Genomic DNA, 11,941 nt, shown 5'->3' on the forward strand with positions numbered 1-11,941 from the left:
TTTTTCTCTCCGGGATTTTTTGTAATATGAATAAGGTTTGCAACAGTCTGTTACTTTATCGGCCGGATAATAAACTCGAACGTTGCCTTCTTTACCGGGACGAGGTATTGAGGCAATACACCCGGGCCGCAGGTAGCCGTTCCTACGCCGGCCTGTTCAGCATCCAGATGGACGGTGACTGTGCCGCTTCGTTTCAGTTGGTTGATATGCGTGGATGCATCGATATTGCTGTCCGCGAAAGGAACCATACTGAATTGCCATGGGTGGGCAGCCGTTACGTGCAGGCCGTTACCGGCTTCGTTGGTGATTGTTGCCCAGCGCATATCCGTGCGGTTACCTGTCGATTGCGGTTTGACGTAATAATGGAACATACGTTCCGCGTCTGTCTGGTCGATGGCGATACGGCCGCTTTGGATACGGTCTGTGTAGGTTTCTCCGGTACGTCCCAGGTAGGAAACCTGTGCATATTCGGCAGGCATTTCAAAGGTTAGTCCGATGCGTGCCAACGATTTGACGATGGTGGTGTCCGGGGTAAAGGTAGTCGCTATCTTTACTGTGCCGTCAGGGTTGACACTATAGTGCTGTGTCGCTGTCCCTACTGTTTCGGATTTGTCATTCAGTAGTGCCAGGGTTGTCTGTACGCTGTTCTTGCCTGTGCGGAAAGCTGTTGCTTGCTGGCTGAGTTTGTCGAGGCCGGCGGTTTTCCAGAGGCGGGCACCATTGCGGTCGCGGTTATCGTTGTCGGTAATCGGACGGTACAGGCTGATGGTGAGAGGGGTTGAAAGTAACTCTTTATCATCGAGTTTGTAAGATGTCATGGCTCCTGTCTCCGGGGAGAAAGAGATGCTTATACGGTCGTTGTTGAACGTGTTGCCGTCCTGTTTCAACGCTGATGCTTTCAGACCCGGATATTTCGGCTGATAGTTTTTATTGGCTGCCAATACAAACTGGTCGTAAGCAACTTCATGAGTAGTCGGCAGGAACGGACGTGTCTGCTTAGGTGTCCAGCTCAAGTTCAGGAAGACTTCTTTGCAGTCTTTCGGTAAAACGGTTTTACCCAGTGTCAAAGTAGCTGTCTCGTGAGGGAGGCAATTGACGGTTTCCGTTCCCTGGCGGACAGTGCGGCCGTCGTCTGTAACCAACTGCCAGTTTAAGGTATATTCGTTCAGGTTGCTGAAGTCGTACCAGTTTTTAATGGAGAGGGTCAGATTGCGTTCGTCTGTCAGTTTTGTCTTGATATACTGGTAGACTTTTTTCACTTCGTTCAGATGCGGATGCGGTTCACGGTCGGCGCTGACCAGGCCGTTACAGCAGAAGTTGTCGAAGCTGGGGATACCTTTAGGACCGTAATCGCCGCCATACGACCAATACCAGTTGCCATTTTCATCCAGTTCGCGGAAAGACTGGTCCACCCAATCCCAGACGCAACCGCCTTGTGCCATCGGTTCGTTTTCGAATACGTCCCAGTATTCTTTCAGGCCGCCGACACTGTTACCCATCGCATGCACATATTCACAGAGGATAAAAGGACGGTAGATTTTCGGTTCCTTCTGGTTCAGATATTCTTTGATTACGTCTACGCTGCGGTACATGCGGCAATAGATGTCGGTATTGTAGTTTTGTTCGGCACGTTCGTACTGTACGGGGCGGTTCTTCTCGACCGATTTCAGCCAGTCGTAGGTACGTTCGAAGTTGATGCCGTTGCCAGCTTCGTTGCCCAGCGACCAGATTACGATGCAGGGATGGTTCTTGGAACGTTCGTACATCCGGCGGGTGCGGTCCATATGGGCCGGGAGCCAGGTGCTGTCTTTAGCCAGTGATTCGGGACCGTATCCCATTCCGTGCGATTCGATGTTGGCTTCGTCGATCATATAGAGGCCGTATTCGTCGCAAAGTTCGTACCATAACGGGTCGGTCGGGTAGTGGGAGTTGCGTACGGTGTTGATGTTGTACTGCTTCATCAACTCGATATCTTTCAGCATCAGTTCGCGGCTGACCGTACGGCCCAGTTGCGAATGTTCATGGCGGTTGGTCCCTTTCACCAGTGTCGGTACGCCGTTCACGCAGAAGCGGCCGTCTTTGATTTCGGACGTGCGGAAACCTACTCTGCCTCCGGTCAGTTCGGTTTCTTTGCCACCAGCGTCTTTCAGGGAGAGGACGAGCGTGTACAGGTTCGGATGTTCGGCACTCCAGGCTTTTACATCGGGGATTGTCGTTTCTTTGAATGTAATCCGGCTGTTTTCTCCGGTAGGGACTTTTGCCTCTTCTTTCAGGACGGTTTTACCGTCGGCATCTTTCAGCTGGTAAGCGATGCGGGCGTCCGGATTGGCCGGACCGGCAATCTGAACGTCCAGGTTGAAGATTCCGTCCTTGTAAGTATTCTTGTCGAGAGTGGAAACTACCTTGTAGTCGGCAATATACTGCCGGGGCGTGCTGTAAAGGTAGACGCTCCGTTCGATACCGCTTAGGCGCCACATGTCCTGGCATTCCAGATAGGAGCCGCTGCTCCAGCGATAGACTTCCAGGGCTACAGTGTTTTCGCCCGGTTTCAGCTTATCGGTAATATCCCATTCTGCCGGGGTTTTAGAACCCTGGTTATATCCTAGTTTTTCCCCGTTCACCCATACATAATAGAAAGAAATGATGCCTTCGCAGCAGAGAACTACGCGGCGGCCGTCCCAGTCTGTCGGAACGGTAAAGGTGCGGCGGTAAGAGCCGACTTCATTTTCTTCATAAGGGACGAAAGGCGGATTCTTCTTGAAGTTGAACATCGGGTCGTCGAACTCATACGTTTCGTTTACGTAAATGGCGGTACCGTATCCCTGCCGTTCCCAGTTGCCGGGAACGTTGATATCTGCCCATCCTCCGGTATAGAAAGAAGGCTTGTAGAAATCTTTCGGGCGGTTGTCCGGGTTCTTTGTCCAATGGAATTTCCATTTTCCGTTCAGGCTTTGGTACCAGGGGGACGATTCGTGGTCGCGTACGGACACGGCTTTCTCGTTCTCAAAAGGCCAGACGTAAGCATGCGGTTCCAGTTTGTTGAGTCCGGTTGCGTACTGGCTTTGCCACTCGGGCTTGTTGTTGTCTGTCGACCCTGTAGCCGCCTGGAGCATCCCCAGGCAGCACAGAGCGAAAATAGATAACCTCGTTTTTCTCATTTGTATTTTAGATTGATATGTTTCATTGTACTGTGACTTCATCTATATACATCCAGGTTCCTTGTCCGGGACGTGTATGGTCGTCCGGGCATTTACCTGGATTTTTCAGGGCGACTCTCAGGTAACGGCCTGTAGCCTTCAGGTTGTCGAATGTCTTGTCTTCGATGCGGATTCCTTCGCGGAATATTTCTTCCGGAGTAAAACTGCGTTCTGCAACCTGCGTATATGCCTGGTTGTCGTCTGAGACGGACAACGTAATCCGGCCGGGGATATGTGCGCCCATTCCGTAATTGGTGATGCAACCGATTGTTATTTCATTCATTGCCTCCGTTTTTCCCAGGTCGATCGTAAAGGTTGCATCTTCGTCGTACCAGCCGCACCATTCGAAGTCGGATTGTTTGTTGCTGCCCCGTAATCCGTTGGTCAGGCGATATGTCTGACTGTTTCCATCCTGAACGGGGCGGGCGGTGGCCTTGTTCCAATGGAGCGGGAGGGTCAGGGTTTTCCCCATTTGTTTGCCGTTTGCAAAGGTTGCAGCGTTGATTGTGATATCGTTGGTGACAACCAGAGAGTCGGTGTACAGGGATGATGTGGCGACCGGCTCGTTCCCGTCGGTCGTATAACGTATCTCCATATCCGGTCGGATACAGGTGAGGACAACTTTCAATGTATCGTTGTTGCCTGTTACCAGATGGTCGATGTTGAACATGGAACGGGCGTGGTTTACTCCCAGATAATCATAATGTTGTGTTAATACATCCAGGCGTTTCAGGAAGCCGGGCCAGTCTTTCCGGTCTTTTCCCGACCAGGCTATTTCGGCAACGGCGGCCAGACGGGGGAAAAGCAGGTATTCGACATCTTCTGCCGAATAGCAGAATTCCGTCCACATACATCCTTGCACGCCTATCAGGTTGGCGGCAACTTTCGGGTCCCAATCCGGCTGTATAGGTTCATAGTCGTATACGCCTTTTAAGGTATTGTTTCCGAAATAAGTACGTGGTTCAAACCATTGCGGGCCCTGATAGCGAATCAGGTAGAGGACGCGTGCCGGGGTCATAATAAACTTATGTCCCAGTTGCCCTGCCTTATATCCGGCCGTCCCCATTCCTTGCCATCCCAGGATTGTGGCGCCGTCGGGTATTTTGCTGTTGATGAGTTCGTCCCATCCGATGACCTGCTTGCCTTTACTTTTTACATAATCGGACATGCGGTTCATGAAATATCCCTGTAAATCTTCGATGTCCGTGTATCCTTCGGCTTTCATCCGTGCCTGGCAAAGCGGGCATTTCTTCCAGTTCTTTTTAGAGGCTTCATCGCCTCCCAGATTGATATAGGAAGAGGGGAAAAGGTCGGCCACTTCGTCTATCACATCTTCCAGAAAAGAATAGACTTTGTCGTTACCGGCGCAATAGACGATTTCAGAGGCATGTGCACCCATTCCTGGAATGACGCTGATAAAATCTTTTACTATGGGGCATGCCAGTTCCGGGTAAGCGGCCAGCGAGGAATTGGTATGTGCCGGCATCTCTATTTCCGGAATGATTTCGACCTGGCGGGCATTCGCATAGGCAATAATCTCTTTCATATCCTCCTGTGTGTAAAATCCGCCTATGGGTGTCGGTTCACTCGGTTTAGCATTTTTGCGTTGGGAGAAATCCCCTTCGCGTGCAACCCGCCAGGCACCGACTTCCGTTAACCGGGGATATTTCTTTATTTCCAGTCGCCAGCCGTTTCCGTCGACGAGATGCAAATTTAGTCTGTTCAGTTTCAGCATAGCCATGTAATCAATGATTTTGATTACATTTTCTTTAGGAATGAAACAGCGGGAGACATCGAGTAATAATCCGCGGTAGGGGAAACGCGGACTATCCTGTACGTTTAATGCCGGTACGTTCCATTGGATATTACTAACCGGTTCTTTGTTTTCTATAGCGGGAGGAAGCAACTGGCGGATTGACTGCACGGCATAGAAGAATCCTTCTTTACCGGCTGCCTGGATAGAGATACGGGATGGGGTTATATCCAGTTTATAGCATTCTTTTACGAGTGTTGTGTCGGTAGAAAAAATGACGGAGGCGGAAGCGGCGGACGAACCAGTGTTTACCACAGGTGTAAATCCGGCAGAAGAGGTAAACAAATCAGCTAATAATCCGGCAATCGGTTTCTGTTCCCGATTCTCGACCTGGATGACAGTATTCTTGCTGAATGTGAAATGGCTGTTTCCGGCTACTTGTTGTTCCGGTAGCGGGATGATATTCATTTCAGCCGGACCGGAGGTGGTGCATCCGGTAACTAACCAGCCAATAAATAAAAAAAGAAGGAGTTTGCCTTTTGCCATTTGATATACTTTTAGTGTTAACAATTTCGCTTTTATACTACCGGAGTATGCTGTTACAAATGTAGATGTATAGTTGGCGGTTAATGTCAGGATTTGTACAAAAAACTTCAATATTTGTCCAGAAAAGGGGAGAAATGTTGATTCCTAAGTGTTATTGGAGGAATATTAGTCCCGTAAGAACTCATGTTCTCTTATTTATTCAGCAAAGATATAAAAAGATTTTTTTACACAAAGATGCTTCTCTTATAGTTTATGGGCCAGGATTTTATTTCTTACTTAATTCTAACAAGTATACGGTAAAATTTAGTGAAGCGATATATAGTGTTTTATAGTCAGGCTGTACACCCTAGATTCTAAAACAGTAACTATTCCTCTGGTTATTCGTTATAATAAGCTACCTGTAAACTACCGAAGTATTTAATTCAATGACTAATTCTTTAATAATCTATTGATTAAGATACAATGGCATGAGTTCTTACGGAACACTGGTATTAATCTATTAATCAAACATTGAAGGTGTTGGCTACAAGAGTGTATATATATTTATTTTATGTCTTTTTTTGTTATTCGGCTCATACAAGCGTTATATCAGGAATGACCTGGTTCATGTTCTGTTGTAGCTTATTGGTTATAATAGGGCTGTTCTTTGTTTTCTGTCTGATCGTGAAAAAGCGGAAAAAGAAATCATCAGTTACACGTCTGCATTGGGCGGGGAAAGTGGTTGATGCCAATCTGCACAGGTTATTCACGGACTTTTCTGTAGGAAAGTATTCCGTTCTGATTATGGAGGATGAACCGGAACTTCTGAATTATCTGAAGATTTCATTGAAAACACATTTCAGGCAAGTGTATGTGGCGGAAGAAGGGGGAGAAGCATTGAATATCGCTGTGCATTGTGTACCCGATATTGTTGTTTGTGATATGATGATGTCTCGTATGAATGGCTTTGAATTTTGCCGGCAATTAAAAAGCACGCCGGAAGTCAGCCATATCCCGGTTATTTTGTTGACCGCCAGGGCAGACCAGGGTAGTACGATACAAGGATATAAAGAAGGAGTAGATTTTTATTTGCCGAAACCGTTTGATCTGGAGTTCTTGCTGGTAATGATCTGTAATCTTTTAAAGAACAGGGAAGCGGTTAAGCAACGTTATAAAAGCGATATTGCAGTCATTTCTCTTAAAGAAGATACGATTAGCAATGCGGATGAGGTATTTATGAAGAAACTGAATGAATTGATCGGGAGACAGTTGGAAAACCCAGACCTGGATGTGAACTATGTCGCCACGCAAATGGCAATGAGCCGTGCCTCCCTGTATAATAAGCTGAAGGCATTGACCGATATCAGTATCGGCGATTATATTAATAAATTCAGAATGACCCGTGTGATGGAACTGCTGGCGGATAAGAATCTCAGCATCCTGGAGGTTTCAGAGAAGGCAGGGTTCGCCAACCAGCGTTATTTTAGTACGGTATTTAAACAGGCGTACGGAACGACTCCGTCCAAATACCGTCAGGAACATTTCAGTTGAAAATTCTTATTTCCGGATGGGCAGCAGGTAGATGATACGTGCGGAGATTACCTGGCTGGACGATTTGTTGAAGTAATCGCTTTTGCGGCTACCGTAAATATCACCCAGCGCATAATAATAGCGTCCTTCCAGCAGGAAATAACCGATGCCGGTACGCAGTTCAAGCCCCGGACCACCACACAATCCCCAATCGAATTTTTTCTGGATGGCCATGTTGTGTTGCTCATTGGAGCCGGCGTTCGTATTTGTCTCGTTCGGGTTTGTTTCCGTCTTTTCGCTGAAGGCATAACCTATTTTGGGACCCAGGTTAAAATAAAACTTGAATCTGTTGCTGCCGAAATAGATATGGGTGAAGAACGGAATTTCGAAATAATTGATCGTACGACTGTATTTATAGGTCGGATGCTCTTCGAATTCCTCGTCCCATCCCTGTTGGCTGAAATTCAGTTCGGTTTGTAACCCCAGATTCTTTTCCGTGTTCCAGCGCAGCACCAGTCCGGCATTGTACCCCTGTTTCATTTTCGTATATACCTTGGGATTGAAACTTACGGACGAGAAGTTCATTCCGAAGGAAGCACCAACGGAGACCTCCTGAGGAAACCTGTTTTGCTGTGCCATGGCGCTTATAATAATGGCCAGGCACAAAAAGGATGTGATTATACTCTTTCTAATCATCTTACTTCGCTACGTGTTACGTTAAAATCACTCTGGTAGTGAACGATAAATATATTGGTATTGATGAATCCGCCCCAATTATTTACCCGTTCAAAATCGAATCCGGTTTGTATGCTCTTATAACGGATCTTGTCCAGGTTGTTTTCGAAATTGGAACCATATTTTTTGATGGCATCAAAAAAGAACATACCAGTGTCGAATCCTAATATACCGTATTTAGGGAACGTATTGATCAGGTTCTTACTATACCATGTCTTATATTTTGAATAGAAATCAGCAACTTCGGGCGAAAGGTTGTCGGCATAGAAGTTACTATATATATATGTATTCAGAGCGAAGAAGTCATCCAGGCATTCGCGGGTATACGTCTGCCATTCCGGATAACCGAACAGGGTGATATTGCATTCGGGTTTAGACTCAGCCAGCATGCGTAAAGGCGATTTGAGTTTATTCAGTGCATCCAGTGAGCCGGAAGTCGGAACGATCACGCTTCGTTTATCTGTACTGAGCATAGCTTCTATCTCGACTGGGAATGTTTCGGCTGAGTAGGTCAGTTCACGCCAGGCGATATTCCGTTGTTTCATTTCTGCTTTGAAGGCTTTGATGAAATCCGTTTTCTCTTCTGTGCCGGGCACTTTTACCAGGATGATATTATCGTTCCCAAACAGGTCGCAACCAGCTTGGGATGCTTTGGCATACAAATAGGAGTGAGGCGTATTAACTTGGTATACATGCGCATTGGATAATACATCGTCATTTTTGGAAGTGAATGGGATCACGTATTTGATATTATTCTTTTCTGCAAATTCGGCAACGGGAGCGATCTGGTCGTTTTGTACGGCTCCGATGATCAGGTTGGCTTCCTTCAAAGCATCTTCTTTCAGGATTTCTTTCACCTTCTTGGTTCCGTTGCCAGTATCGAAGACGGAAAGTTCGATCGAACAACCGCTGTTACGAAGGCTGTCGACAGCCAGCAGCATACCTTCGTAATATTCAATAAAACGCAACGTGTTTGCAGATGGAGTTGCTTCGTTTGTCATGAACGGCAATAACAAAGCTACCTTGATCATATTGACGCGCTTGATCTCTTGGGGGATCGACAAAAGGGCATTGACGTCTCTTTCATGCATGGCAGGAGCTGTTTCAGTCACTGTCTCTTTAGTCTCTACCGGTATTTTAATGACCATACCGGCTTTTACTCCGTTTTTCAGTTCGGGGTTCCTTTTGATCAGTTCTGCACTGGACACATTGAATTTCCGGCAAATGCGGTACATCGTTTCTTTCTTGGCGATCGTATATTCGATTTCCTTGGTTACGGTCTTTACTTCTTTGGTCGGCAGTGTTTCTATAGGAGTTGCCGGGATACGGATCGTCTTGCCAATGGTAAAAGTGGAAACGGATAATCCCGGATTTGCCGCGATAATATCAGGACCGGGCACTTTGTACCGGATAGATAATGAATACAGCGTTTCTTTAGGTTGTATAGTATGATACAGATAATTATCTTCAGCGTTTCCCATCGGAGCGGAACTTACATCCTTTTGCGGGATTTTTAAGGTGGCTCCGGCCTTTATTGATTCGCGACTTTCGGGATTCAGGTGATAAATGTCGTCGACAGTTACTCCGTACATGGTAGCGATCGAGTAGACTGTTTGTCCCCGTTCAATCGTATGATAAAATATATTATCATTTAATTCGTTAGTAGTAATGATCCGTGCTCTGTTGTTTTGTGAATACAAGGAGACAGCGGAAAAACTCAGGCATAACGTCAATACGTATATACTAATCTTATTCATTTGCTGATTCGAATATTTGCAGCAAAGATAGTGTATGTCCGTATAAAATACTAATTTTGGAAGCTAATTAGGTTATAATATATGCAAAGGAATTGTTTAAGAAGAGTGATCGGAACGCTCTGTTTTTTGTTATTGATACTTGCAGCACATGCTCAAAAATATACGGTAACAGGGGGGAGAGGTACGCCTTTGTTAGTGGATGCAGGTGTAGATATGAACAAGAATCAGCATTTGGAAGTCTATCTTGTTTATGGTATGGATAACGTACAAATCAGTTATACTTCATCTTCTACTTCGCATCAATGGTATAGGTATAAGACCAAAAGGCTGGAAGCAGAGAAGATTCCGTCTGTTCAGAATGGAACAACTTCTGTGGTAAGTAATTTGGAAGAAGGATATGGGTATTATGTTGAAGAAACCGGTCTTTCGGAAGCATATGTTTGGCTTATAGATTATAGTAAATATGTGTTTGAGATATCAAGTTTTTATATAGATACACAACGTAGTAATTGTACTAATATGTATTTGGGTGGTATTGCAGAAATGCCGGAAATGAGGTATAATTATCCTCAGACAGGTACTTCAAAAATATTAAACCGTGAGTTTGAGGTTATTTATCAGACAGAGAAGATGAGAGAAGATAAGACTTCTTTTCTTTCTGAAACTGTAATTGAAACAATTAATAATCCTTTTAAAGATCCTGTTCCAGCTCCGCTTTGTGACACAGACGTTACTTTAAAAGGTGACCTCTTCGCTCGTCATTTCGGTGTGGAGAAAACAATGACGACTGATGTCTATCAGGCCATCGCCGTTGAAGCTGTTATGAAAATAGATACTTTGTCTTATGCCTCTGATGTGCCTAATATGGTCGTAAAAGGCGACAGTCTCTCTGCTCCGGTCGAGTTTAATTTTACGGCAATTGCTAATACGCCGGTTGCTGCTATGTTTAATTGGAAGATATACAGGAAAGATGAAGGCGGAGGAAGCAGTGAAGGTAATGAAGAGGGCGAAGAGAATTACGGTACGTTATTGGGAGATTTTAGCGGAGAGGAAACCTCTTTTGTTTTCAACCAAAACGGTACTTATGTGGTTAGATTAACAGTGAACGACCGGACTGGCCAATGCCAGGCAAATCCCCCTGATGTTACGGTAAACATTTCGGATTCTTATCTCGATGTCCCGAATGCTTTTTCGCCCGGTACATCGCCCGGTATCAACGACGAGTTCAGGGTGGCCTATCGCTCTCTGACCCGTTTCAAATGTTGGATATTCAATCGGTGGGGAGTGGAAATGTATCATTGGACGGACCCGTCGAAAGGCTGGGACGGCAAAAAGGGAGGCAAGTATGTGGCCCCCGGTGTTTATTTTTATGTGATTGAGGCTACCGGCTCGGACGGTAAACCTATAAAGAGAAAAGGTTCTATTAACATTCTTAGATCAAAACAAATTCAGGATGAGATTATCGAAGAATAGTATATTCAGTTTTTTGTCAGGCGGTCTGATCTGCCTGACTGCTTGTTTGTCTATCGGCTCAAGCGATTCGGAAAAAGTAATGGACGGGCGTCCGGTGGTGATGTCGATGACATCGTCGCCCGATATACCGGCGTCGGTTACTTTCTGTGGTAAACCTATTGATCTGACCCGCTATAATATGCGCGAAGGGTTCGACCGTGAAATGAGTAGTTTTACTTATTTCCATTCGACCACCATGTTATTGATCAAGCGAGCCAACCGCTATTTCCCGGTTATCGAACCTATATTGAAAGCAAACGGTATCCCCGATGACTTCAAGTATCTGGCTGTGATAGAGAGTCATCTGGACCCGCGTGTGTCGTCGCCGGCACGTGCCGTGGGAATGTGGCAGTTTCTGGAAGGGACAGGTAAACAATATGGTCTGACTGTTACTCCGACGGTCGATGAACGTTGCCACGTAGCCAAGGCGACCGAGGCTGCCTGCAAATATTTGAAAGCTGCTTACGACAAATACGGTGACTGGGCGAATGTGGCCGCTTCTTATAATGCGGGCATGGGACGTATCTCCGGCGAACTGACCAAACAGGAAGCCGACAGCACCTTCGATCTTTGGTTGGTAGAGGAAACAAGCCGTTACGTCTATCGTATCATGGCGATCAAACAGATATTTGAGAACCCGTATAAATATGGTTTCGTGCTCCGGGCGGAAGACCTGTACAAGCCGGTTGCCTGCGAAGATGTGGCTGTCTCGTCAGATATTCCCGATTTGTCTGCTTTTGCACAGAAGTATGATATAACCTATGCCGACCTGAAACGCTTCAACCCCTGGTTGCGTGACCGGAAATTGCAGACATTGGGGAAGACTTATACGCTTCAGGTTCCCAAACAAAGTGATATGTATTACAAGACACCAAACACGTACGTGCATAACCCGGTTTGGGTGGTAAGATAAATTCCTTCCGGGTGTAATC

At 46.1% G+C, this 11,941-nt stretch carries 7 protein-coding genes; 3 read left to right on the forward strand and 4 right to left on the reverse strand.

From position 1 onward, the window contains the following. Positions 1-50: 50 nt before the first annotated feature. Both NBH15_RS17705 and NBH15_RS17710 read right to left on the reverse strand, forming a co-directional pair. Positions 51-3,158, reverse strand: coding sequence for a glycoside hydrolase family 2 TIM barrel-domain containing protein (locus NBH15_RS17705; protein WP_443146945.1), 3,108 nt, complete (start codon positions 3,156-3,158; stop codon positions 51-53). Between the two features lie 22 nt (positions 3,159-3,180). Then, a complete protein-coding gene (locus tag NBH15_RS17710; RefSeq protein WP_250823192.1) occupies positions 3,181-5,496 on the reverse strand; it encodes a family 20 glycosylhydrolase in 2,316 nt (771 codons plus the stop codon). Between the two features lie 663 nt (positions 5,497-6,159). On the opposite strand from NBH15_RS17710, the gene NBH15_RS17715 reads away from it, so the two are divergent. Continuing rightward, entirely contained in the window at positions 6,160-7,026 is an 867-nt protein-coding gene (locus NBH15_RS17715) for a response regulator (RefSeq protein WP_233567190.1), read from the forward strand. 6 nt (positions 7,027-7,032) lie between these two features. On the opposite strand, the gene NBH15_RS17720 is transcribed toward NBH15_RS17715, so the two are convergent. Together NBH15_RS17720 and NBH15_RS17725 are read right to left on the reverse strand one after the other, a co-directional pair. Further along, positions 7,033-7,701: a porin family protein gene (locus NBH15_RS17720; protein ID WP_199676289.1), complete on the reverse strand. Its 669-nt coding sequence runs from the start codon at positions 7,699-7,701 to the stop codon at positions 7,033-7,035. Next, positions 7,698-9,497 carry a LysM peptidoglycan-binding domain-containing protein gene (locus tag NBH15_RS17725; RefSeq protein WP_244050972.1) on the reverse strand — a complete coding sequence of 600 codons (1,800 nt, stop codon included), beginning with the start codon at positions 9,495-9,497 and terminating at the stop codon, positions 7,698-7,700. The genes NBH15_RS17720 and NBH15_RS17725 overlap by 4 nt, the downstream gene beginning before the upstream one ends. Positions 9,498-9,578: 81 nt before the next feature. Here NBH15_RS17725 and NBH15_RS17730 point away from each other — a divergent pair, with 81 nt between their 5' ends. Then, on the forward strand, positions 9,579-10,970 hold the full coding sequence (locus tag NBH15_RS17730) for a T9SS type B sorting domain-containing protein (protein ID WP_128134076.1): 1,392 nt from the start codon (positions 9,579-9,581) through the stop codon (positions 10,968-10,970). Continuing rightward, positions 10,951-11,922 carry a lytic transglycosylase domain-containing protein gene (locus NBH15_RS17735; protein WP_186959253.1) on the forward strand — a complete coding sequence of 324 codons (972 nt, stop codon included), beginning with the start codon at positions 10,951-10,953 and terminating at the stop codon, positions 11,920-11,922. Before NBH15_RS17730 ends, NBH15_RS17735 begins: the two co-directional genes overlap by 20 nt. Positions 11,923-11,941: the final 19 nt, after the last annotated feature.

It is taken from the genome of Parabacteroides caeci, from assembly GCF_023656795.1.
GTDB lineage: Bacteria > Bacteroidota > Bacteroidia > Bacteroidales > Tannerellaceae > Parabacteroides > Parabacteroides segnis.